The organism is Polaromonas sp., from assembly GCF_016185115.1.
Taxonomy (GTDB): Bacteria; Pseudomonadota; Gammaproteobacteria; order Burkholderiales; family Burkholderiaceae_C; genus Polaromonas.
Genome location: NZ_JACPOF010000001.1, coordinates 50568 through 74436 on the forward strand (window position 1 = coordinate 50568; position 23869 = coordinate 74436).

The following is a 23869-nucleotide window of genomic DNA, read 5'->3' on the forward strand; positions in this document are numbered from 1 at the left end:
GCCCTGACAGGGCAAACCATCAGAGGCTGCGAGGGCAAACGGGACTAAAGTCGCTTGCCCATTTCCATTTCACATACAACAACGGAGACAAGACATGCAGACATCTTTCAGGATCAAGTCATTGATTGGCGGACTGGCCATCGCCGCCGCAGGCTTTGTATCGGCGCAGCAAACGGTGCCCATCTTTGGCCTGGTCGAACTCAGCGGCACCGGCGCCACGTCCGGCAGCAACTTTGACAACGGCGTGAAGCTTGCGGTGAAGGAAATCAACGCTGCCGGCGGCATCCTGGGACGCCGCGTCAACTATGTCTCCATGGACACCCAGTCCAACCCCGGCGTGGCCAAGGCGCTGGCGCAGAAGGCGATTGACCAGGGGGCCTACGTGGTGATGGGCCCGGTTTTTTCCGGCTCCATCATGGTCAGCATGGCCGAGACCAAACGTGCGGAGATCCCCAACTTCACGGGCGGCGAGGCAGCCGCCATCACGCAGCAGGGCAACCCCTACGTGTTCCGCACCTCGTTCACCCAATCGACGGCCATGCCCAAGATTGCCAACTACATACGCGACACCGTCAAGGCCAAAACCGTTGATGTGATTTACGTCAACAACGACTTCGGCAAGGGCGGCCTGGACCTGATCAAAAAAGAGCTCGAAGCGCGCGGCATCAAGGTGCCCAACAGCATCTCGACCGAACCCGGCCAGGTCGACTTCAGCGCTGCGGTGCTGAAATCGAAACAGTCCGGCAGCGATGCGGTATTTGTCTACAGCAATGAAGAAGAATCCGCCCGCGCGCTGCGCGAGTTCCGCAAGCAGGGCTATACCAAGCCCCTGATCGGCGAAACCGTGCTGACCAGCCAGAAAGTCATTGAGCTGGCAGGCGAAGCCGCCAACGGCGCGGTGGCCCACGTCGGCCTGACGGCAGACGCGCCGCAACCGCTGGTCAAGAAATTCAGCGATGCCTTTGTGGCCGAATACAAGGTCAAGTCCGATCACAATGGCCTGAAAGGCTACAGCGGCATGTACATCGTCAAGGCGGTGACGGAAAAGCTGGGCAGGTTCGACTCAAAGGCTTTTGCCGCTGCCATGAAGGGCATCTCGCTGCAGGTCAAGGATCACCCCGGCATCCTGCTGGATGTGAGTTTTGACGCCAACGGCGACCTGGACCGCGAGAGCTACATGACCAGGGTCGAAAATGGCAGGCAGGTGGTCAGTGCCATCCTGCCAGCTGTTGGCAAAAAATAAACGCAATACAAACCTCGACAGGAAACCCGTTTCAATGAGTTCTTTACCTTTTGGCCTGGCCGGCATCATGGGCTGGCCCGTGGCGCATTCACGCTCACCCGCCATCCATAACCACTGGATCAGGAAGTACGGCCTGAATGGCGCCTATGTGCAGTTGCCGGTAGCCCCCGGCAAGCTGGCGCTGGCTGTGCCCGGCCTGGCTGCACTGGGTTTCAGGGGTTGCAACATCACCATTCCGCACAAGGTCGATGCCATGCAACTGGTCGACGAGGTGGACATCATGGCCAAACGCATGGGCGCGATGAACACCATCGTGGTCCAGCCCGACGGCTCATTGAAGGGTTTCAACAACGACGGTTTCGGCTACATCCAGAGCCTCATCGACGCCCAGCCTGACTGGCGCGCCGATGCAGGCCCCATCACCGTGCTGGGCGCTGGCGGCGCGGCGCGTGCCGTGGTGCTCAGCCTGGCCGACCGCGGCGCAAAGGAAATACGCCTGCTCAATCGCACCTTCGACAAGGCAGAGGCCCTGGCGAACGAATTCGGCGTGCCGGTCAAAGCCCTGCCCTGGGAAGAACGCCACGCGGCTCTGGCCGATGTGGCGCTGCTGGTCAACACCACCAGCCAGGGCATGCACGGCCAGCCAGACCTCGACCTGAATCTTGATGCGCTGCCAAAACACGCGCTGGTCTCCGATGTGATTTATGTACCGCTGGAGACGCCGCTTCTGGCAGCCGCCCGAAAACGCGGCAACCCCACCGTCAATGGCCTGGGCATGTTGCTCAATCAGGCGCGGCCGGCCTTCCATGCATGGTTTGGCGTCATGCCCGAGATCACCGAAGAGCTCAAGCAGGCGCTGATCGCCACCTTCTGACCCTGTGGACGGCCGCCGGTACACGCCAGATGGTGTTAAATCTGGCTGTACCAACGTCAAAGGACTCGACAATGACCTCTCAACAGATGGCCGTCTCTCTGGCGCTTGCCCTTGCCTGCATCTCAGGCGCCCAGGCGCAGACGCACTACAAATGCCAGAACTCTTCGGGGAAAGTTGAGTTTTCAGACACCCCGTGCAGCGCTGACCTTTCCCACGGAAAAGTCAGGGCAAGGGCAAATTCCCTCGACTCTTCGGGAAACCGGGAACTCATACTGCGGCAGGAAAACGAGCGCCTGAAAGAACAGCTCAACGAGCGTGAAAAAGCGGCGGCGCCGTCTGCGCCCCAGCGAACCCAGGCGGACCTGCAGGCTGAGCGCATCGATCAAGTGGCTTGCGAAAGAGCCAGGCGCGACTACGAAGTGACCGCCAGTTCCAAATTCAACAGCCCCGAAATCATTGAGGCAAAACGATCCATGATGTACGGCACCTGCGGCATGCAGGAGCCGAACCGCACAAACACAACGATCAACAACCGCATACTGGTGCGTTGACACAGCCGGCATAAACGGTATCGGCTGGCACGAAGACGGCCGATCACTATTAATTTCATAGCTGCTCACGTGCGTATTCATTGGCCTGCAGGCCGATTTAATGCCTGAAAATGCCATTTTCGGATCTCATTGAAGCCTTTTTCGGTTTTTTTGGCGCCCTGCCGCCTGGCTGCTTGCAAAAATTGACATCTACGTTAATAATTTGATGTGTACAGCAAATTTTTAACGTAAACCGCAAAAGGCAAAAAAATGCAGTCACTCCAGGAAATCGGCACCGCAGTTGCACTCCACCGCAGGTCTTTGGGTTTGCGCCAGGGTGAGGTCGCCGCCAAGGCCGGCATCGCCAGCCAGACACTCTCACGTTTCGAACGCGGCCATGTTGAAGAATTCGGCACCCGCAAACTGCTGGCCGTGCTGGCCGTATTGGGCATGGGACTGGACATCATCGACGGTAGCGGCGAAGCCGACGCGCTTTAAAGCCTCGGCAACGCCTCCCCCAAGGGCTACTCCTGCGAGCCCAGGATGGCCTTCACCTCAAGGTATTCCTCGAATCCGAAAACACCGAACTCGCGCCCGTTGCCGGACTGCTTGTAGCCGCCGAAAGGCAGGCTGCGGTCAAACGTGGCGCCATTGATGTAAACACGCCCTGCCCTGATGCGGTTGGCCACCTTGCGGGCGTGCTTGAGGTCCCTGGACTGCACAAAACCGGCCAGGCCGAAGAGCGTATCGTTTGCAATCGAAATCGCTTCGTCTTCCGAGTCATAACTCATGATGGAGAGTACGGGGCCGAAGACCTCCTCACGCGCGATGCGCATGTCGCGCGTGACATCGCCAAACACCGTGGGCCGCACGTAGTAACCGCTACCCACATGCTCGGGCCTGCCGGTGCCGCCTGCCACCAGCGTCGCGCCCTCATCCACGCCGGCCTGTATCAGGCCCTGAACCTTGTCGAACTGTGCCTGGCTGACCAGCGGCCCCATGGTGGATGCCGGGTCCAGCGGGTCGCCCAGCCGGATGGCTGCCACCGCCTCACGCGCCGCTTCGAAGGCGGCCTCACGCTGCGCACGCGGGATCAGCATGCGGGTCGGCGACTGGCAGTTCTGCCCTGCATTGGTGTAGCAGGAGTGCACACCTGCAATAACCGCAGCCTTCAGGTCGGCATCGGCCAGGATGATGTTGGCCGACTTGCCGCCCAGCTCCTGTGCGACACGCTTGACGGTGTCCGCGGCCAGCTTGGCGACCTTGATGCCCGCACCCGTAGAGCCGGTGAAAGAGATGAGGTCGATTTCCGGATGCCGCGCTATCGCTTCACCCACCGTCGGGCCGTCGCCGTTGACCAGGTTGAAGACACCGGCGGGCACACCTGCGTCGTGAATGATTTCGGCCAGCAGCATGGCGCTGAGCGGTGCAATCTCGCTGGGTTTGAGCACCACGGTGCAACCTGTGGCCAGCGCAGGTGCGACCTTGGAAGCCACCTGGTTCAGCGGCCAGTTCCATGGCGTGATCAGCCCGCAGACACCGATGGGTTCGCGGCGCACGATGCCGTTGCCCATCTTCTCCTCAAACTGGTAGGAGGCCAGCACGCGCGCAGCTTCCTCAAAATGAAACAGCGCAACGGTCGCCTGCCGTTCAGTCGCAAACGTGATGGGCGAGCCCATCTCCAGCGTCATCATCCGGGCCAGCTCGGGCAGGCGCGCCCGGAAACCGGCAATGATGTTGTTCAGGTAGCCCAGGCGCTGTTCAACACTCTCTCCGGAGTAGCTGTCGAACGCCCGCCGCGCGGCCTGTGCGGCCTTGTCAACGTCCTGCGCTGAACCCAGGCTGATACGCGCGAAGGTTTCTTCCGTGGCGGGATTGACGATACCTAGCCTTGCAGGAATGGCCGGAGCCACCCAGCCGCCGTCAATGTAGAAATTCAATTTGTCCATCGTTCTTTTCTCTTGATGCCCGCTTGCGGCGGGCTGTTGATGCGGAACCGGGGGCCGGCCGCACCGGCCTTACTCGACCGAAATCTTTGCGGACTGAACCACCTGCTTCCACTTCTTCGCCTCGGTGGCCATCAGGGCGCTGAGCTGGGCGGGTGTGCCGGCCAGCGGCGTCATGCCCAGCGAAGCCAGCTTGGCCTTGCCTTCGGCAGAACTGGTGTATTTGTTGATTTCCTGATTCAGCGACGCAACGATGGACTTCGGCAAGCCTGCCGGCCCCACCATGGCGCTCCACACCGTGGCCTCCAGCTTGATGCCCTGTTCATTGGCCGTAGGAACGTTGGGCAGCCCTGCAAAACGGGTTTTTGCTGTGACGGCCAGTGCTTTCAGCTTGCCGCCCTGCACGTTTGGAATCAGCGATGTGACAGGCGCCGAAACGCCATTGACCTGGCCGCTGATGGCATCAGTCATCGCGGGCGAATCGCCCTTATAGGGAATCGACAGCAGCCTGGCACCGCTGTTGATGCGCAGGTACTCGATAGCCAGGTGCCCTATGGTGCCGTTGCCCGGATGGGAGAGCGACAGTACGTTAGTGCCGGTCTTGCTCAGGGCCACCAGCTCGCTCAGATTGCTCGCCTTCACCGACGGGTTGACGGCGATCATCAGCGGAATTTCGCCAACCAGGGCAATGGGCGAGAGGTCTTTCTCGGCGTCGTAGGGCATGGGGTTGTAAAGCGACTTGTTGTTGGCCAGCGGCCCCGATGTACCCAGGCCCAGTGTGTAGCCGTCAGGCGCTGCCTTGGCCACAAACGTCACCCCGATATTGCCGCCTGCGCCGGGGCGGTTCTCGACAATGAACTGCTGGCCGTAGCGCGTGCTCAGGTACAGCGCGAGCTGACGGGCCACCAGGTCGGAACTGCCGCCAGGCGCAAAGGCCGCAATGATGCGGACAGGCTTGTTGGGCCAGTCGCTTTGCGCATGAACAGCACCCGGCAGCGCGAGTAAAAGGCTTGCCATGCATGCAAGCGCGCGGGGGAATGCGGCGATTTTCATCGTTGTCTCCAGTAGTTATGGGCGGAGTGTCCACAGAAACCACTGATACCAACAACTGAAAATTTCCAACTTTTCGCGGAGCGAAATCGCCAGGTGGCACCGGAAGTGCCGCCAGCCACCAGCCGCTCAGGTCTTCAGGAGGTAAACAAAGAAGCCCTCGACACGCTTTTTCTGCTCTTCGCGGATCGGCTGCTCCAGCACATCGGCAACCCTGAACCCATGGCTGGCGGCCAGCGCCCTCAGGTAGTGCAGCGAATGTGCATAACGCTGGCTGGGCATGAGCCGGTACTCGACATCCGCCCCCGCCGATCCATCCTCATCCTGTTCGGCCCGCTCCACTGAAAAACAGAACAGGCCGCCAGGCTCCAGCACACGCTCAACGCCTGCAAACACGGCTTCCAGCGCCCCGACATAAATGAACACGTCGGCAGACAACACCATGTCATAGCGCTGGTCTGTGCCCTGCAGAAAACTCGCCAGATCAGCCTGCACCAGGCTGCTGTAAACACCCAGCTCGCCGGCCCTCGCAATCATTTTTGACGACAGGTCCACGCCGTCCACCCGATCTGCAAAGGCTTTTACCAGCGGGCCGCACAGGCCGGTGCCGCAACCCAGGTCAAGCGCAGCACGATAGTGTTTTTTGCCCACCGCCTGCGCGTGCCCGACCAGCACGCTGTGCGCCTTGTAGCCCAGCACATTGACGAGGTGGGTGTCGAACAACCCCGCGTAGTCATCAAACAATGCCTCGACATACCCGGGCGGCGCGGTGGCTGGTGCGCCCTCGCCCGTCAGTGATGCCAGAAAGTAGCCGTTGAGCGCCGCATCACCGCCCAGCGCAATGGCCTGCCTGAACGATGCGGCTGCGTCTTCGCGGTAGCCCAGGTCCTTGAGGATGCCCGCGCGCTGGCTCCAGGGCCGGTGCTGCTTGGGGTCAATCTCAAGCAGGGTATCGAACGCGCGCAGCGCATCTTCAAGCCGCTCCAGCCTGTGCAGGGCTTCTGCCCGAACAGCCCAGCCATCGGTGTTGGCTGGCTCACGCGCGACCAGCCGCGCGCTGGCCGCCAGCGATTCGGCATGACGGCCCATGGTGTTGAGCAGCACGCTGCGCTGGTAGAGGGCGGGAACGCTGTCGGGCTTCAGGGTCAGCGCGCTGTCCAGGCTGGCCAGCGCATCGTCATGGCGCCCCAATGTTGCAAGCGCCTCGCTGCGGTGCAGCCAGGCGTCCAGGTAGGCAGGGTCTGTCGCGAGGGCCTGCTCAAGCAGCGGCAGGGCTGCCTGCGGATCATCGAGCCGGATGAGCGTGGCGGCCAGGTTGCCGAGCGTGGAGACGCGACCCGGCACAAGCAGCAATGCCTCTTCAAAACTGCTGCGCGCCTCAGGAAAGCTGCCTGCTTCGTAATGCGCTATGCCTGCAAGAAAAGCGCGTTTGGCTTCTTCAAAATGGGGTGGGGTGCTGCTCATGGGCACTGTTTATACATGCTGCCCGCCAGTCACAAATAAAAATGCCCGCCGCATGAAGCGGGCGGGCATTTTTGCCTCGTCAAACTGGCAAACGTCTATTCAGCCTGAATGCCGAATTCCTTGATGACCTTGGCGTAGCGGTTGTGGTCAAACGCATTGAGCTTGCCCAGCGTGGCAGGGTCGCCGCCCACGGGCACCAGTGCCAGCGTGACCATCTTGGCCTGCACGTCGGACATCTTGAGGATGTCGTTCATGTTGGCGTTGAGTGTGCGCACCACATCGGCAGGCATGCCCTTGGGGCCCATCAGGCCTTGCCATGCGCCGACGTTCACGTCAGCCACACCGGCTTCAGCCAGCGTGGGCACGTTGGGCTGCAGGGGGGAGCGTTTCGGGTCGGCCACCGCAATGTTGAGCAGCTTGCCGGAGGTGATGTGCGGCAGCACCGGGCCCAGCGTGGTCCAGAACATGGGCACATGGCCACCGACCAGGTCCACCACTGCAGGGCCGCTGCCGCGGTAAGGCACCTGTGCAATCTTCACTGCGGCCGCCTTGTTGAAGGTCTCGCCCAGGATGTGCATGGGTGAACCGCTGCCTGGGCTGGCATAACCCTTGACCTTGCCGGCCTTCGCGGCGTCAACAAGCTGCTTGACGCTGGTGATGCCGGTGTCCTTGTTGACAACCAGGAACAGCGACTGGCTGCCAGCCTGGATGATGGGCGTGAAGTCGTTGAGCACGTCGTAAGCTGCACCCGAGCCGGACTTCAGCACCAGCGTGGCGATGGAGATGGTGTTCGGCGTGAACAGCAGCGTGTAGCCGTCTGCAGGCGCCTTGGCCACAAAGGCATTGCCAATGGTGCCGCTGGCGCCCGGCTTGTTGTCAACAACAACCGGCACGCCAAGCTTGGTGGAAAGCTTTTCAGCATAAAGACGGGCCAGCGCATCGGTGTCGCCGCCTGGCGGGTAAGACACGACGATGGTGATGGGCTTGCTGGGGTAAAGCTGTGCCATGGCAGGAGCCGAGGCAAATGTGGCGGTGATGGCGGCCATCACACCCAGGAGGGTGAGGACACGGCGACGGGCGTTTTGCATGAAGACTCCTTGGAAAGTGGAAACAACTGACAGATGGAAACGGGGAAAAAAAGACAACAACGAAAAGCTAAGACCTTGCAGAGTCAACCATCGCATAGGCAACGATCTCAATTTTCATGCCAGGCACGACCAGCGCGACACCTGCGCTTGAACGATTGGGGTATGGCGCGGTGAAGAACTCGCGGTAAATGCTGTCGATGACGGGCATGTCGGCCACATCGCTCATGTAGATCAGCACCTGCGCCACGTCGGCCAGCGTACCGCCTGCGGCCTCGAGCGCCATCTTCAGATTGGTCAGCGTCAGGCGCGTCTGGTCCTCAATCGAACCGGTATCGATCGTGCCGTCCTTGCGCACTGGGCCATGCGCCGTGAACAGCATGCCGGCAGATTTCACCGCCCACGAAAATGGCTGTTTGAGCGGCGGCAGGCCGATGTCTATGACTTCTTTCATCAGGCGGTTTCCAGCTTGTCAGCGGTTTGCGTTTCACCAGTGAATTCGGCGAGTTTGGCGTACCACGGATGGTGCGCATCATGCAGCGATGTGTGCGCGCTGAAGTGGTCCTGCCCCGGCATGATGCGCAATTCAACAGGCGCGTTCTGCAGCCTGAGCAGCGCCTGGATGCGCAGGTTGGACTTCTGCACACGTTCGCTGTCATGCTCGCCATGGCTCAGATAAAACGGCACGCTGTTGCCGGCCGTCCAGCAGATCGGGCTCATCACGGCATCAAGCGACGGGTCTTTCAGCACCATGCTGTACACGCGCTCTTCAAGGCTGCCGGGCGCGGGTGCGGGGTGGTAAAGATCCATGATGGCGCTGATGGGCAGGCAGCCCTTCACCGCTGATTGCGGCACGCCAAAACGCGCGCGGTCTACCGGCCGCAACGCCACCAGCGATGCGAGGTGCGCGCCAGCGGAATGCCCGCCAAGATAAAGACGCCACGGGTCACCGCCCTGGCGATGAATGTATTGATAGACATGGCCCAGCATGTCCAGGCTGTCGTCAAAAGCTGCGGGCAACTTCGCCTCGCCCACCAGGCGGTAAGACGGCGACACCAGCACGCAGCCCATGGCCGTGATGTGCTTCGCCATGAAGGCGTTGTAGTCGCGGTAGCCGTTGGTCCAGCCGCCGCCGTGCCAGAAGATCACAACCGGCGCGTTTTCTGCACCAATGGGGCTGTACACGTCGTAGCGATGCAGGCGGTGCGGTCCGTAGGCGATGTCCTTGTGGACATCCATGCCCACCGCACTCTCCGGTTCCCGGGCCCATCCCATCACCTCGCAGGCGTAGTCTTCGGCGGCCTTGAAAGGCATGGGTATCTGGCCATCGGGATTGGCCTCGTCGTAAGTCAGCATATGAGCGGATGTTATGAATATAAATTTTTAACGTCAATATAAATTTTGAAAATTCCGTAGAATTCACACAAGATGGCCGATTCCGTTTCACCAGTGAAAGACAAGACCCTTGCAGACCGCGCTTTGCGGCTTTTGCGCGATGACATCCTGGCCGTCAGGCTGGTGCCCGACGAGCGCCTGCGCATCGCTGAGCTGCAAAAGCGCTATGACCTCGGCATCAGCCCGCTGCGTGAAGCACTGCTGCGCCTCATCAGCGAAGGCCTGGTGGTCGCAGAAGGCCAGCGCGGTTTTGCTGTGGCTTCTGTCTCGCTTGAAGAATTGCAGGACCTGACCCGCGCCCGCATCCGCATTGAAAGCCTGCTGGTCACCGAAGCCATCGCCATGGGCGATGCAGAGTGGGAGGCCGGCGTGGTCGCAGCCTTTCACCGCCTGTCACTCGCCAACCTGCCCGGCGACCATCACGATGAGAAAACCACCATGTACTGGGAAAGCTGCCATCGCGCCTTTCATGATGCGCTGGTGGCGGGCTGCGGCTCACCCTGGCTGCTGCGCATGCACGCCCAGATGGTCGACCACTCCAAACGCTATCGCCGTATTCGCCTCTTCCACTCAGTGCCCGCCAAAGAGCTGGTGCGAACGGTCAATGACGAACACGAGTTGCTGATGAAAGCCATGCTGGCCCGCGACACCCAACGTGCGGTGGAACTGGTGCACAGTCATTTGAACAACACGGCTACCGCTGTGAGTTCGTTCTGGAAGCCAGGCGTCGGCGTATAGACACTAGACCTTTCTTGTTGAGGCACGGCTCCCGAGCGAGATGCCCAGAGCGAGAAGTATCAGCATGCCCGCGACTGCAAACGTAATCTGCATACCGCTGGCAACCGCCTCCGGCTGCGCAGTGGCAACGTCGCCACTCGCCGCCGCGAATGCAAACACGGCGCCCATCACCGAGGCACCTGTGATGAGCCCCAGATTGCGAGACAAATTGAGCATGCCCGAGATGACGCCGCGCTGGTCTGGGCGTATGTCTTTCATGACTGCCGTGTTGTTGGCGGTCTGGAACAGCGCATAGCCGACGGTGATGACGACGATGGGCGCAAGGTAACCGGGGATGCCCAGCGCCGTTGGCAAGATGAAAAGAGCAAAGCAACCCCCAGCCATCGCGGTGAGCCCCGCCACAGTCATGCGTTGTGCGCCAAAGCGGTCGGCGATTCGGCCTGCGGGCACGCCTGTCAACGCGACAACAAATGGGCCGACGGCCAGAACCAGGCCCACAGCAGTTGAATCAAGCTCCAGCGCACGCGCGAGATAAAACGGCCCGACCACCAGGGTTGCCATCATCACCGTGGCGACCAGCGTGCTTGTTGCAAGGCTTGAGCTGAGCGCAACATCGCGGAACATCGCCAGGCGTATCAGGGGTGATGCCGCCTTTGACTCGATGAGCACAAACAGACCCACACCCACTGCAGCCAGCAGCAGCAAAGCCATGTTGGGCAAACCAAAGCCGCTGCGTGCGCCGCCGGGGTGAAGCGTCATGGCCAGCGCATAGGCCGTGAGCGTCAAGGCAAGCAGCAAGGTGCCCAGCCGGTCAAGGCCCGCCGCCCCTGCTTTGCGCTCCGCGCCGTCGGGCGGCAGGCAGCGATACGCAAGACCCAACGCCACAATGCCCAGCGGCAGGTTGACGAGAAAGATGGCGCGCCAGCCCAGCCACGCAATCAGCACGCCACCCAGCGAGGGTCCGAGCGCCGTGCCGATGGCAGACATGGTGCCCAGCAAGCCCATCGCGCTGCCGGTTTTCTCTTTGGGCACTGTCTCGCCGACAAAGGCCATGGTGAGCGCCATCATGATGGCAGCGCCCAGCCCCTGCAGCGCCCTGGCGGCCACCAGCAGCCAGAGCGTGGGCGCCATGCCGCAAAGGACCGAGGCCAGCGTGAAGAGCGCTATGCCGGCCAGAAGCAGACGCCGGCGGCCAACGATATCGCCCAGCTTGCCTGCACTGACAATGAGGGTGGTGATGGCGAGCAGATAAGCCAGCACCACCCACTGCACCTGCTGGAAGGTTGCGCCGAACACCTGTGCGAGCGTCGGCAGGCCTACATTGGCGATGCTGGTGCCCAGCGAAGACAGCAGTACCGACAGGGACAGACTGGCAAGCGCCCAGCGGACAGCGCGCACCGGGTCCCGGGTAGCAGCAGTAGCCTGATCAAGGCCCGAAATGATTGGGTTGGACATAACTTCCTTTGTTGTTTCAGCTCCCGAAATGGAGTTCTAGGGCCTGTCATCCTATAAATCGCCTCCGCGCTGGGGCTGCAAGGGGTGCAGCGCTAGACGCAGGCCGCCGGCCGGGGTAATCCCCGGTCAAGGACTGCAACGACGCGAGGCATCCCTTGCAGCCCCAGCCCTTCGGGTGGCCCCCGGAAAAGACTGCACTCGTTGTTGCGAAGCCTCACCGGGGATTACCCCGGTTTCGTTTCGCGCCTAGATTGCAATCCTTCCGGGGGCCACGCGGAGGTGATTTATAGGACGACAGGCCCTAAGCGTATGTCCTGGCCAGACAAAGCGGAAGACGCAGCAGTTGCAGGTAATCATTGCGTTTGACGCCACATCAACTCAAATTGCGTTATGGTTGGACTCATGGCCACACTTGATCTGAACCTGCTGGTGACCCTGGATGTACTGCTGCAGGAAGGCAGCGTTGCAGGGGCAGCACGCCGCCTGCGGCTCAGCCCGTCTGCCATGAGCCGCGCCTTGGCGCGATTGCGCGAAACCACCGGTGACCCGTTGCTGGTCAGGGCTGGTCGCGGCCTGGTGCCGACGCCGCGGGCGCTTGAGCTGCGCGAGCGGGTCAGCCAGCTGGTCGAGCAAAGCGAAGAAGTGCTTCGCCCTGCCCGGACGCTGAAACTGAAAAAGCTGGCCAGAACCTTCACCCTGCGCACCAGCGACGGTTTTGTCGAAAATTTCGGGCCGGACCTGATTGCCCGCGTCAGCAAGGAAGCGCCCGGCGTGACACTGCGGTTTGTACAAAAGCCTGACAAGGACAGCACGCCCCTGCGTGGCGGCACGGTAGACCTCGAAACCGGTGTCATAGGCCATGACATGGGACCAGAGCTGCGTGTTCAGGCCCTGTTCCGCGACCGCTTCACAGGCGTGGTTCGTGCGGGCCACCCGCTAAGCCAGGGCGAGATCACGCCCGAACGTTATGCGGCCGGCCGGCACATCTGGGTATCACGACGCGGCCATGCGGGCGGGCCGGTAGACGATGCCCTGAAACTGCTGGGTCTGGCGCGCCATGTCGCCACCATTGTTTCGGGCTTCTCAAGTGCGCTGGCGCTGGCAAAGGCATCCGACATGATTGCCACTGTTCCTGAACGACACACCGGCAGGCTGCGCGAAGGCATGTTCAGTTTTGCCCTGCCCGTGGCCGTGCCGGAAGTCACGGTGTCGATGTTCTGGCACCCCAGACTGCACGCCGATCTGGCGCACAGCTGGCTGCGCGGGTGCGTGCGGGATGTTTGCGCTGAAACCAGCGACTGACATGCTACATATTTAATAGCTACTCACGTACGTAAACAAAGGGCTGGAGGCCTAAAATGCCCCTGAAAATGGCCCAAAAGAGCAGTTTTGGGCTCACTTTTAGCGTCTGGAAGCCTTCAAAAAAAAGCCTTAGAACTTAATGCGTCAAAAATAAATCATTAAGCACTTAAGGATTTATTAAAGACGCATTAAATCCATCGACCAGTGACTCAGCCCTTGCGCGCAGCCAGCAACCTGTCCGCGTACTCCTGCCAGGCGGCATCCTTGCCCACACCGTTGAAAACGCCGGCTTTGGCCTGGTCGGCGACCCACTGCTGCTTGTCGGCAATCGATGCTGTCATGTAGGGCTCAAAACCGGCTTCGCGCACGGTGTTGGCGGATTCGCGCATCTCTTCTGCCCGGCGCTGGCCGTGTTGCACGACCCTTGAGAAAAAGTAGGCACCAGTCTTCTGCCAGTCCATGTTGGGGAAGGTTTCTTCCAGCGTGGGTATGACGTAGTCCTCAACCCCATAGGCACGGGCCGTGGCGTAGCTCTCGATGACCAGGGCTTCCATGCCCTTGATCATCACGCTGCGGCACATCTTGATGGCGCTGGCTACACCCAGCTTCTCGCTGACGGCTTTGGCGTCCATACCCCAGGCGGAAAGCAGGATGGCCAGTTCGCCCGCATGTTCGCCACCCAGCAGCAAGGGCACGCGGATGCCGTAGGGTGGCACCGAGGTCATCACCCCCGCTTCGACATAGCGCGCACCAGCCGCCTCGATGAGTTCAGCACTGCGCTGCTTGGTGCCGGGCGAGGCGGAGTTGAGGTCCAGGTAGACGCTGCCGGGGCGAATGCTTTTGGCGGCTTCTTCTGCAACGGCCAGGCTTTGGGAGGCGGTGACGGCGGCAATGACCAGGTCGCTGGCCTTGCACAACGCGCTTGAAGACATCTGCGTCGTGACGCCCGCCTCTTCGGCGTGGGCCAGCTCAAAGGCGGCGGTGTCGCCGACGAACTTGCGGTCCCACGCATGCACGCCTTCAACGCCATCCTTGCCCTGAAGCCCGGCGCAAAAGATCTTGCCGACTTCGCCGTAGCCAATCAGCCCAATGGTCTTGAAATTCACGGCGAAGGTCCTGTGCGGAAGGTGATTACTGCGTCGGAATCTTGGCGGCGGCGATCACACCGGCCCAGCGTTTGGTTTCGCTGGCCAGCAGGTCGGCCAGTTGGGCGGGGGTGCTGGGGCTGGCTTCGATGTTGAGGTCGAGCAGGCTTTTCTTCACTTCAGCCGAATTGACCGCGACATTGATTTCCTTGTTCAGGCGGTCGAGCACGGCCTTGGGTGTCTTCGATGGTGCAGCCAGCGCGTTCCACGAAGCGACGTTGAAGTTGGCCAGGCCGCTTTGGGCGGCAGTAGGCACATCCTTCAGCACGATGGAGCGTTTGGCGCCCATGACGGCCAGTGCATGCACGGCACCCGACTGGATCTGCGGCAGCATGGGGCTCAGGATTTCAACCGCAGCGTCAAGCTGGCCGCCGCGCAAGGCGGTGATGACGGCTGGCGTGCCGTTGAAAGGAACCACCTGCGCCTGTATGCCGGCGCTGCTCTTGAACAACTCGGCGGCCAGATTCTGTGTGCTGCCGATGTTGATGGTGCCAATGTTCAGCTTGCCGGGGTTGGCTTTGGCGGCTGCCAGCAGGTCCGCCAGCGTCTTGTAGGGGGAGTTTTGCGGCACAACGACAGCGATGTCGAAGTAACCCAGGGTGGAGATGGGTGCGAAGTCTTTCAGCGTGTCGAAAGGCAGGCTCTTGAAGAGGCCTGCACTGACGGCGGTACCGTTGGACATCAGCAGCAGGGTGTGGCCATCGGGCTCGGCCTTGGCGACGGTGTCGCCGGCCACCACGCCGCCGGCGCCTGGCTTGTTTTCAATGATGACGGACTGGCCCATGTTCTCGGCCATTTTTTTGGCGACGACACGTGCAGTCAGGTCAGCCACACCGCCTGCGCCGAAAGGCACAACGATGCGTATGGGTTTGGAAGAAAGCGGCTGGGCCTGGACGGTTGCGGCGATGCCGAGGGCGGCAACAGCGCCAAAAAGGGTACGCAGAACGGTACGGCGAAGAGTAGGTTTCATGAATGTAATCCTGATGGGCGTTTATGAACGCGAGGATGAAAAAGGCAGACTGAACTATCCAGACAAGAAGCCCGGCCCGCAAGCGGAGGAACCCACAACGTGTTATTCAATTTCGTTATAGCGTTGCGGGCGTTCACCATATTTTTGCTTGCTGACAGCAAAAATAAAGTTTCAGCGCAGGTCAGGCTTCAGCAGCAATCTGCCGCAAAGCCTGCTCAAACACCTCGGCAGGCTGGCCGCCGGAGATGAGGTGCCTGTCGTTGATGATCACGGCAGGCACGGAGTTGATGCCCAGTTGCTGGTAGAACTGTTCGCGCTTGCGCACGTCGCCTGCGTATTCATCAGACGCCAGGATCTCTTTGGCCCGGGCGACATCCAGCCCCACCTCGCCCGCCACACGCGCCAGCACCTCGTGTGAACCGGGGCTTTGGCCGTCGGTGAAGTAGGCCTTGAACAGCGCCTGCTTCAGGGCCTTTTGCTTGTCGGCGCTGACGGTTTCAGCCCAGTGCAGCAGGCGGTGTGCGTCAAAGGTGTTGTAAATGCGGCTGCGGCCACCGCCCGGTTCATCCGGGCCGCTGAACTTGAAGCCGACCTGCGCGCCGCGCTGGCGGATGTTCTCGCGGTTGGCATTGGCCTGCTCGGCGCTGATGCCATATTTTTCAGTGATGTGCTCGGTGATGTCCTGGCCTTCGGGCACCATCTTCGGGTTCAGCTCGAAGGGCTGGAAGTGCATGTTGACGCTGATGTCACCTTGCACCTTTGTCAGTGCCTGGTCAAGCGAGGCAAGGCCGACGGCGCACCAAGGGCAGGACACGTCGGACACGAAATCGATTTTGAGTTGTTTGGCCATGGGTTCTCCTTGATGCGCTTGCTGGCGGTTTTGCAGAATTTTCACCTGATGCCGCAAACCCTGCTTTGCAAGGTCTTTTCTGCAGATTCGCCGCATTCAGCACCTGTTTCAAGAAACTGTCACACAAGATTCATAAGCTCTGCGGGCTTCCCCACGAATACACGAACCCCTCTGGAATAACAATGACCAACAAGTCCCTGCCCGCCCCGGCTCGCGCCAGCCAGCCAGCCACATACTCACGCCGTGATGCCCTGCGCTTCATCACTGCCGCACCCATGCTGCCACTGGGCGCCTTTGCATCCAGCGCTGTGCTGTCAGGTTGTGCAAGCACCGGTGCCACCGGCTCCTACGCATCTGTCAGCTTCACATCCATGGCAGCGCCCAACCTGGGCAACCCCGCAGCGATGGCCACCACCAGCGTCGCTTCCAGCCTGAAAGTCGCCTTCAACGGCGGCGCCACGCAGGACTACAAGCTGGCCTACCACCCCTTCTTCATCACCGGCGACATGGTGCCCAACGGCAAGGGCGGCAATGTGCTGGCAGGCGGCTACTACAACATCCTGAACCAGCCCATCATGGACAACTCGGTGCCGTCGAAAGCGCGGCACTTCTTCTCTGACAGCCCGGATGGCACCTCGCTGTTCGCTGCACACAACTCCACCGTCAAGGGCATCAAGGGCAAAGCCGTGTACGCCGTGGTGCAGTTTGAATACGCCACCCGCGACCAGGCCGGTGTTGACGCCTACGGCCTTCTGCCCTCGCCCATCGCCGTGCTGACACTTGACCAGGACCAGGCCACCGGCAAGCTCAGCCTGGTGCAGTACCACAACGTCGATACTTCTGCCGTCAACGGCCTGTGGATCACCTGCGGCTCCAGCCTCTCGCCATGGAACACCCATCTGTCGAGCGAAGAGTACGAACCCGACGCACCGTTTGCTGCGGACGACAAGCGCTTCCAGGCCTACAGCAAGAACCTGTTCGGCTCCGTCGGCGTGGCCAACCCCTACCACTACGGCCATCTGCCTGAAGTCACCGTCAACCCCGACGGCACGGGCAGCATCAAAAAGCACTTCAACATGGGCCGCATCTCGCATGAGCTGGTGCAGGTCATGCCGGACAACCGCACCGTGCTGATGGGCGACGACGCGACCAACAGCGGGCTGTTTGTGTTTGTCGCCGACAAGGAAAAAGACCTGTCCGCCGGAACGCTGTATGTCGGCAAGCTGGGCTCGGGTTTCTCAATCGACCCGGCTGCTGCAGGCGCGGGCATCACATGGATCAGACTCGGCCACGCCAGGAGCGACGAGATCGAGAAGATGGCCGACAAACTCAAGCCGGCCGAAATCATGGACGTGCGCAAGACCGACCCCAACGACGCGAGCTTCACGAAGATTTTCTACAACGGCAACCCGAACTGGGTCAAGCTCAAGCCCGGCATGGAAAAGGCCGCAGCCTTTCTTGAAACCCACCGCTATGCCTATCTGGTGGGCGGCAGCATGGGCTTTTCAAAGATGGAAGGTACGACCGTCAATGCCAAAGACAAGATTGCCTATTCGGCGCTGCAAAACATGCAGGACTCCATGGTCAAAACCGGCAAGGGCTGGAATGCGGCCAGCGGCATAGGACTGGACAAGGCGCTGATTGCCGGCGGCATCATGGCGCACACGCTGGCAGGCGGCCAGAAAGACACGGCGGGCAACGCCATCAACAGCGAATGGATGCCGGTGCAGATGAAGGCTTTGCTGGTCGGCGAAGACATTGCGTCCGACGCGCTGGGCAACCTGGCCAACCCGAACAAGGTGTCCAACCCCGACAACCTGAAATTCTCCGAAAAAATGCGCACACTGTTCATCGGCGAAGACAGCGGCACCCATGTGAACAACTTTCTCTGGGCCTACAACGTCGATACAAGGGAACTGTCGCGCATCATGTCCATGCCCGTGGGCGCAGAGGCCACCGGCCTGCATGTGGCCGATGACATCAACGGCTGGACCTACATCACCAGCAACTTCCAGCACGCAGGCGACTGGATTCCCGCGCTGCACGGCAAGGTGCAGGCCACGGTCGAACCGCTGGTGCGCGCCAACTACAGGGACCGCTTCGGTTCGGCTGTGGGTTACCTGACTGCCGACAACACCGGCCTGAAACTCCAGGCCTGAGCAATTGAGCATGACCGGCGCTGGTAGGCAAATGCTGACAAGCGCCGGTGCTTCTCCCTGATAGCTGCAGGGCTGTGCACTTTGCATAGTGGATGCACAACTTTAAGGAGAAGAGTATGTCTTTTGCGCTTTACATGATTGGTTTTGTGATCTTCCTGGGCGGCGTGATCTGGGGAGCTGTGGTCGCCGGTGTGCCGCAGCTCTACATCGGCATTGGTGCACTGATTTTTCTTGGCATCGGCATCTTCAGCGCAGTCAGCCGCACCCGCAGCAAAGACCCGTCCTGACCCCCGGCGCCCCACAGCCGGGCGCCGCACTTCCAAATTAGTTGACATAGTCAATTAATTGATTGACGATGGCTACCATGCCGTCGTCAACTTCAGCCAATCAACACGCGCCCGATGCCCGCCATGTGCAGGCCATCCGCAGCTTCAACCGCTTCTACACCCAGCGAATTGGCGTACTCAGCGCTTCTTTCGGCGCTGACCTGTCCCTGACAGAAGCGCGGGTTTTGTATGAACTGGCCTATCGCGATCAGCCGACGGCTGCAGAGCTTGGCCGTGACCTTGCCCTTGACCCCGGCTACCTCAGCCGCATCCTCAGGCGTTTCGAAAGCCGTCACTGGCTGGAGCGAACGCCATCGCCTGCCGATGCGCGCGTCAGCCTGATCAAACTGAGCCCGGAAGGCCAGGCGGTGTTCATGCCCCTTGAGGAACAGTCAAACGCCTCCGCTGCCAGTCTTCTGGCAAAACTGGCGACTGGCGACCAGCAAACACTGGTCAGCGCCATGGCTACCCTGCAGCGGCTCATGGCGCCGGTCACAAAGGAAGCTGCCACCCGCACCGTGGTGCTCAGGGACCCGCAACCAGGGGACATGGGCTGGGTGGTGCAGCAGCACGGCGAAATTTATGCGCGTGAGTACGGCTGGAACAGCGACTTTGAAGCGCTGGTGGCCGGGATCGTCCAGAAGTTCATCAGCAAATTCAGGCCCGAGGCCGAGAAATGCTGGATTGCCGAACTCGATGGCGTGAAGGTGGGCGCGGTGTTTGTCGTGCGCCAGTCGGCCACGCTCTGCAAGCTGCGCATGCTGATCCTCACGCCTGAAGCGCGCGGCCTGGGACTGGGTGGGCGCCTGACGGATGAGTGCATTGCCTTTGCACGCAGCAAGGGCTACAAAAAAATGCAGCTCTGGACCAACAGCTGCCTGGACGCTGCGCGCGCCATCTATACACGCCGGGGATTTGTACTGACCAAAAGCGAGCCTTACCAGGGATTTGGCAAGGACCTCGTCGGCGAAACCTGGGAGCTCAAACTGCAAACAACCCAAGGCAAGGGCAAACTCTTTTGAACGGGCGACAGCAGCAAAGCTGAAATCCAGCCGCGATAATTCCGCCATGAATTCGCCCCCCTCGCCAGACCAGCCGACCCCGCACCCGCAGCCCGAATCCCTCACCGACCTGTTTGTATCTTTCACCGTGCTGGCCCTCCAGGGTTTCGGCGGCGTACTGGCCGTGGTGCAACGCGAACTGGTCGAGAAAAAGCGCTGGATGACGCGTGAGGAGTTCATCGAAGACTGGGCGGTGGCGCAAATCATGCCGGGGCCGAACGTCATCAACCTCTCGCTGATGATTGGCAGCCGCTACTTTGGCCTGAGGGGTGCGCTGGCCGCGCTGGCGGGCATGCTGACAGTGCCACTCATTCTGGTATTGCTGCTCGGTGTGTTTTACGCGCAGTTTGCAGAACACCCGGGCGCGGCGGGCGCCCTGCGCGGCATGGGTGCCGTGGCCGCCGGACTGATTGGCGCCACCGGGCTCAAGCTGTTTGCAGCCCTCAAAACAAATGCAATGGGGCTGCGCCTGTGCATCGCCTTCGGCATCGCCTGTTTCGTTGCTGTGGCCCTGTTGCGATGGCCGCTGGTGTATGTGCTGCTGGGGCTGGGTGGGCTGGCATGCGTGCTGGCCTGGCAGAAACTGAAGCCGGCGGAACTGCCATGACAGAACCGGTTCACCTCGTGTTCGCCGTGCAGGACTGGCTGACGCTGTTTTTGCACTACCTGTCGCTGTCGCTCCTGTCGATTGGCGGAGCCATCACCACCGCACCCGACATGCACCGTTTTCTGGTCGAGGAGCACCACTGGCTGACCGACGCCCAGTTCAACGCCTCCATCGCCATTGCACAGGCTGCCCCCGGGCCCAATGTGCTCTTCATCGCCCTGCTGGGCTGGAACGTCGGCCTGAATGCGGGCGGCATGGGCACCGGCCTGCTGGGTGTGTTCCTCACCATGATGGGCATCATGATTCCCAGCACCACGCTGACCTATGTGACGGCCCAGTGGGGCCATCGCAATCGCCAGTTGCGGGCAGTGCGCGCCTTCAAGCAGGGCATGGCGCCCATCGTGGTGGCACTGCTGATTGCCACCAGCTGGGTGCTGGCAACGGCCAACGTCCACGGTGACGGCGGCTGGCTGCAAAACTGGCCGGCCTGGCTTGTAACAGCAATAACCGCGCTGGTTGTCTGGCGCACCAAACTGCACCTGCTGTGGCTGCTGGGCGCGGGCGCCCTGCTGGGCTGGTACGGATGGATCTGACCAACGCCCCAGACCATGCGTAATCTGGCCCCATATTTGCATCGGGACGACGGGATTATTGGAATCAAATAGATACAATTCTTGTAAAGACTTACCCAGAGGAGTGCTTTATGGCGCAGGAAGAAGGACTCATCGAATCAGCCGTGCCGCTGTTTGATGTTGTCGTCAAGATCCCATCCGGGGCACGGCTGGAAGATATCCAGAATCTTGCCGCCGCAGTGCCCGAGCTCCCACCGGAACGCGTTGAGCGCCTGATCAAGGCCCTGCGCAACTCGCCCAACGCCAAGGTCGGGGCCGCCGTCACCCTGGAGCGCGCCCAGCAGGAAAAAGCCAACTTCACCAGGGCTGGCCTGCTTGTAGACGTTACGCCGCTGCTGTCGGTTGCGGCGGTCACCAGGGGCAGCTATGACGGCCTGGAGTCCTGCCCCGCCTGCGGCAAGCGCATCACCATCACCCCGACACGGCAGTGCCCTGAGTGCAACGTGTATGTCGACAAGATTACCGAAGAGTACCTGCTGAAGAAAAAAATCATGGACCAGGAGCGCGGCGCGCTTGAGTTCCAGCAGGCCCGCTCAGCCAAAAATGCAGAGAAAAGCGCGCGCGATTCGGTTGAAGCGGCGATGCGCGCAAAAATTCGCGCCGAACTTGAGAAAGAGTTCGGCGTTGGGGGCAACCGCAAGGCCAAAGGCGCATTGAAGGGCGCCCTTGTGGTGGGGCTGGTAGCCGTAGCGTTCGTGGGCGGGCAGAGCTTTACGCCAGAAGGCTTCAAGCTGCCATGGAACAAGTCAGCCACTTCATCGGCGGCGGGCGGCATGTCCGCAGACAGCCTGCAGAAAAAATCCGGTGCGGCCGTGGCTGGTGCGGGTGGAGCCACAGCTGCCGCAGCCGAGGCCAATGGCGCAGCCATACCCACCGGCGATGCAGATGTGGACGATCCGCTCATCCAGGCTGCAGGCGGTAAACGCATTGGTGCAAAGGGCCTGTCGCTGGAGGAGGCCGTTGCCGCTGCCTCCACACTGGGCAAATCAGTCGGAAATACCACTGCAGAGCGCGCCCTCGCGGGTGGCGGCGGCGGAAGTGGCGCGGCAGGTGGCGCAGGAGCCGGCGCAGCAGGTGGCCCTGGGGCTGGCGGTGCAGGCGGTGCAGGCGGTGCAGGTGCAGGTGGCGCTGGTGCTGTTGCCGGCGTCAGCGGGGGTGAACCTGCCGTGGCCATTCCCAAACAGGCCAAACAGGTGTTGACGGCCGATTTCGCAGCACTGCTGGCAGAACTCGGGCAGACCGCACGTTCACGCGAAGTCCTCAAGGCCCTGTCTGCATCGGTAGACCAGGCGGCAGACTCCGAGGAAACCAGGGCGTTTCGCAGCGCATCCCTCAGGTCGCAGGCCTGGGGCATACAGAAGCTGGACGGCAGCCAGGCCAAAGCTGCAGCGGAAGACCTCAAGGCCAAAACGATGGCAGTGGTCAACCCCATCGAACGCACCCAGTTGCTGGGCAATCTGGCGGTCATCCTCAGCCGCCTGCCGCAAGTTCCGACTGACATTCCTCGCGCCTTCCTGTCGCTGGGTGCAGAGTCGCTCAAGGCAGTTGCAGCACCGCAAAACAGCACCTCTCTGGGTGACCTGGCCGTGTCCATGGCCCAGGTTTTTTCAAATGAAACAGCGGCGCGCGCCAGGGCTGGCGCCTGGAACAAGGCGCAGGCCAGTGCAGCGCAGGTGCAGGACCTCATCAAGCAGGCACCGGACCCCTGGGCGCAATCGCGCCTGCAGGCCGTAGACCACCAGATACAACTCCAGCTGGGCCAGACTGACAAGGCCGGCCAGAGCCTGACTGCAGCCCTGGCGCCCCTGCTGAAGAGCGGCACGCCGCTGGAGCAGGCGATACGGCTGCGTACCGTCGCGCGGCTGTCGGAAGGTGCAGTTGAAGAAGCATTCCAGGCTGCAACGGCAAGCCTGCAGGCACAGCTTGAGCCAAAGTCCGGCCTGGAAAAAGCTCAGGCGCTGACCCACATATCACTGCTGTACGCCACAGCCGGCCTGCCCGCCAAGGCATCCCAGTTCAGGCAGCTGGCGCAAAATACAGCGGGCATCAGCGCTGCAGAAGCCACGCTCGTCACCACTGACCTGATCGTCAGGAGCGATCTGGCCACAGCGAGGGTGTTACAGAGCGTCGGACGCTATGCGGAAGCCGAGGTGCTGCTGCAAAAAGTTGGCGGCTATCTGTTCTAGCAGGTAAAAACTCAGCCTGGACCGCCACGCTGGCGCAGTGCCTCATACAGGCAGACGCCGCTGGCGACCGAGACATTGAGGCTCTCGACCGCGCCACGCATCGGGATGCGCACCAGCTCATCGCAGGTCTTGCGTGTGAGCTGGCGCATGCCCTCACCTTCTGCACCGAGAACCAGCGCGACCGGGCCCTTGAGGTCCACGTCATAAATCGTTTTTTCGGCGTCGTCGCTGGTGCCTATGCACCAGATATTGCGCTCCTTGAGCTCGCCCAGTGTTCGCGCCAGGTTGGTCACCATGAAATAGGGCACTGTCTCGGCAGCGCCGCTGGCCACCTTGGCCACAGTGGCGTTGATACCGGCCGCGTGGTCCTTGGGTGCGATCACGGCGTGGGCGCCGGCACCGTCGGCCACACGAAGGCAGGCGCCAAGGTTATGCGGGTCAGTGACGCCGTCCAGCACCAGAAGCAGCGGCTGGGCACCCCCGGCTTCCTCAAGCTGCTCCAGCAGCTCCTCCAGGGACTTGACCTGCGCCAGCGGATCTACACGTGCAACCACCCCCTGATGACCATGGCTGCCGCACATCTTGGCCAGCCGCAGGCCGTCAGATTCGATGAGGCGAACCCCGGCTTCCCTGGCCCGGTCCGTGAATTGCCGCATGCGCGCATCCCGGCGGGCAACGTCGTAAAACACCTCAAAAACAGACTTGGGCGCGGTTTTTAGCCGTACGCCAACGGCATGAAAGCCAAAAAGCACTTTGGGAGAAGAAGACATCAAAGGATTATCACTGCAGTACCGGTACACAGCGCGCTGAAACAAACCGGCCGCCCTCAAGACGTCTGCCCCTAAAATAGT

23 protein-coding genes are annotated in these 23869 nt (G+C 61.3%); 12 read left to right on the top strand and 11 right to left on the bottom strand.

The features are described 5' to 3' along the window. Positions 1 to 94: 94 nt before the first annotated feature. The 4 genes from HYX42_RS00315 (at position 95) to HYX42_RS00330 (ending at position 3145) form a co-directional block, all read left to right on the top strand. Positions 95 to 1243: an ABC transporter substrate-binding protein gene (locus tag HYX42_RS00315; protein ID WP_293398613.1), complete on the top strand. Its 1149-nt coding sequence runs from the start codon at positions 95 to 97 to the stop codon at positions 1241 to 1243. 34 nt (positions 1244 to 1277) lie between these two features. Beyond that, complete coding sequence (locus tag HYX42_RS00320; RefSeq protein WP_293398614.1) at positions 1278 to 2117, top strand: shikimate dehydrogenase; 840 nt, start codon at positions 1278 to 1280, stop codon at positions 2115 to 2117. Between the two features lie 71 nt (positions 2118 to 2188). Further along, entirely contained in the window at positions 2189 to 2668 is a 480-nt protein-coding gene (locus tag HYX42_RS00325; protein WP_293398615.1) for a DUF4124 domain-containing protein, read from the top strand. A gap of 249 nt (positions 2669 to 2917) precedes the next feature. Then, positions 2918 to 3145 carry a helix-turn-helix transcriptional regulator gene (locus HYX42_RS00330; RefSeq protein WP_293398616.1) on the top strand — a complete coding sequence of 76 codons (228 nt, stop codon included), beginning with the start codon at positions 2918 to 2920 and terminating at the stop codon, positions 3143 to 3145. A 26-nt stretch (positions 3146 to 3171) separates the two neighbouring features. On the opposite strand, the gene HYX42_RS00335 is transcribed toward HYX42_RS00330, so the two are convergent. The 6 genes from HYX42_RS00335 to HYX42_RS00360 all read right to left on the bottom strand — a co-directional run bounded on the left by HYX42_RS00335 (position 3172) and on the right by HYX42_RS00360 (position 9548). Beyond that, the gene (locus HYX42_RS00335) at positions 3172 to 4596 is read right to left on the bottom strand and encodes an aldehyde dehydrogenase family protein (protein ID WP_293398617.1); all 1425 of its coding nucleotides are present in this window, start codon (positions 4594 to 4596) and stop codon (positions 3172 to 3174) included. Between the two features lie 69 nt (positions 4597 to 4665). Further along, complete coding sequence (locus tag HYX42_RS00340; RefSeq protein WP_293398618.1) at positions 4666 to 5646, bottom strand: tripartite tricarboxylate transporter substrate binding protein; 981 nt, start codon at positions 5644 to 5646, stop codon at positions 4666 to 4668. A 126-nt stretch (positions 5647 to 5772) separates the two neighbouring features. Next, positions 5773 to 7107, bottom strand: coding sequence for a tetratricopeptide repeat protein (locus HYX42_RS00345; protein ID WP_293398619.1), 1335 nt, complete (start codon positions 7105 to 7107; stop codon positions 5773 to 5775). Positions 7108 to 7202: 95 nt separating this feature from the next. Beyond that, entirely contained in the window at positions 7203 to 8195 is a 993-nt protein-coding gene (locus tag HYX42_RS00350) for a tripartite tricarboxylate transporter substrate binding protein (protein WP_293398620.1), read from the bottom strand. Between the two features lie 67 nt (positions 8196 to 8262). Beyond that, on the bottom strand, positions 8263 to 8646 hold the full coding sequence (locus HYX42_RS00355; RefSeq protein ID WP_293398621.1) for a RidA family protein: 384 nt from the start codon (positions 8644 to 8646) through the stop codon (positions 8263 to 8265). Further along, positions 8646 to 9548, bottom strand: coding sequence for an alpha/beta hydrolase (locus HYX42_RS00360; RefSeq protein WP_293398622.1), 903 nt, complete (start codon positions 9546 to 9548; stop codon positions 8646 to 8648). Before HYX42_RS00360 ends, HYX42_RS00355 begins: the two co-directional genes overlap by 1 nt. Positions 9549 to 9620: 72 nt before the next feature. Here HYX42_RS00360 and HYX42_RS00365 point away from each other — a divergent pair, with 72 nt between their 5' ends. Beyond that, positions 9621 to 10325, top strand: a complete 705-nt coding sequence (locus HYX42_RS00365; RefSeq protein WP_293398623.1) for an FCD domain-containing protein — start codon at positions 9621 to 9623, stop codon at positions 10323 to 10325. A gap of 3 nt (positions 10326 to 10328) precedes the next feature. On the opposite strand, the gene HYX42_RS00370 is transcribed toward HYX42_RS00365, so the two are convergent. Next, positions 10329 to 11780 carry an MFS transporter gene (locus HYX42_RS00370; RefSeq protein ID WP_293398624.1) on the bottom strand — a complete coding sequence of 484 codons (1452 nt, stop codon included), beginning with the start codon at positions 11778 to 11780 and terminating at the stop codon, positions 10329 to 10331. Positions 11781 to 12182: 402 nt separating this feature from the next. Here HYX42_RS00370 and HYX42_RS00375 point away from each other — a divergent pair, with 402 nt between their 5' ends. Beyond that, positions 12183 to 13082 (top strand): LysR family transcriptional regulator, encoded by a 900-nt coding sequence (locus HYX42_RS00375; RefSeq protein WP_293398625.1) that lies wholly within the window; start codon positions 12183 to 12185, stop codon positions 13080 to 13082. A 209-nt stretch (positions 13083 to 13291) separates the two neighbouring features. On the opposite strand, the gene HYX42_RS00380 is transcribed toward HYX42_RS00375, so the two are convergent. From HYX42_RS00380 to HYX42_RS00390, 3 genes are all read right to left on the bottom strand, one after another. Further along, on the bottom strand, positions 13292 to 14188 hold the full coding sequence (locus tag HYX42_RS00380; RefSeq protein WP_293398626.1) for an NAD(P)-dependent oxidoreductase: 897 nt from the start codon (positions 14186 to 14188) through the stop codon (positions 13292 to 13294). A 25-nt stretch (positions 14189 to 14213) separates the two neighbouring features. Continuing rightward, on the bottom strand, positions 14214 to 15197 hold the full coding sequence (locus tag HYX42_RS00385; protein WP_293398627.1) for a tripartite tricarboxylate transporter substrate-binding protein: 984 nt from the start codon (positions 15195 to 15197) through the stop codon (positions 14214 to 14216). A 181-nt stretch (positions 15198 to 15378) separates the two neighbouring features. After that, a complete protein-coding gene (locus HYX42_RS00390) occupies positions 15379 to 16047 on the bottom strand; it encodes a DsbA family oxidoreductase (RefSeq protein ID WP_293398628.1) in 669 nt (222 codons plus the stop codon). Positions 16048 to 16229: 182 nt separating this feature from the next. Here HYX42_RS00390 and HYX42_RS00395 point away from each other — a divergent pair, with 182 nt between their 5' ends. From HYX42_RS00395 to HYX42_RS00420, 6 genes are all read left to right on the top strand, one after another. Then, complete coding sequence (locus HYX42_RS00395; protein ID WP_293398629.1) at positions 16230 to 18206, top strand: alkaline phosphatase PhoX; 1977 nt, start codon at positions 16230 to 16232, stop codon at positions 18204 to 18206. Between the two features lie 116 nt (positions 18207 to 18322). Next, positions 18323 to 18493, top strand: a complete 171-nt coding sequence (locus HYX42_RS00400) for a hypothetical protein (protein ID WP_293398630.1) — start codon at positions 18323 to 18325, stop codon at positions 18491 to 18493. 68 nt (positions 18494 to 18561) lie between these two features. Continuing rightward, positions 18562 to 19554, top strand: a complete 993-nt coding sequence (locus tag HYX42_RS00405) for a helix-turn-helix domain-containing GNAT family N-acetyltransferase (RefSeq protein WP_293398631.1) — start codon at positions 18562 to 18564, stop codon at positions 19552 to 19554. A 46-nt stretch (positions 19555 to 19600) separates the two neighbouring features. Further along, positions 19601 to 20200, top strand: coding sequence for a chromate transporter (locus HYX42_RS00410; RefSeq protein ID WP_293398632.1), 600 nt, complete (start codon positions 19601 to 19603; stop codon positions 20198 to 20200). Further along, a complete protein-coding gene (locus HYX42_RS00415; RefSeq protein WP_293398633.1) occupies positions 20197 to 20793 on the top strand; it encodes a chromate transporter in 597 nt (198 codons plus the stop codon). The genes HYX42_RS00410 and HYX42_RS00415 overlap by 4 nt, the downstream gene beginning before the upstream one ends. Positions 20794 to 20903: 110 nt before the next feature. Continuing rightward, positions 20904 to 23018 (top strand): hypothetical protein, encoded by a 2115-nt coding sequence (locus tag HYX42_RS00420; protein WP_293398634.1) that lies wholly within the window; start codon positions 20904 to 20906, stop codon positions 23016 to 23018. Between the two features lie 11 nt (positions 23019 to 23029). Here HYX42_RS00420 and rlmB read toward each other — a convergent pair whose 3' ends face one another. Then, positions 23030 to 23788, bottom strand: a complete 759-nt coding sequence (gene rlmB, locus HYX42_RS00425) for a 23S rRNA (guanosine(2251)-2'-O)-methyltransferase RlmB (RefSeq protein WP_293398635.1) — start codon at positions 23786 to 23788, stop codon at positions 23030 to 23032. Positions 23789 to 23869: the final 81 nt, after the last annotated feature.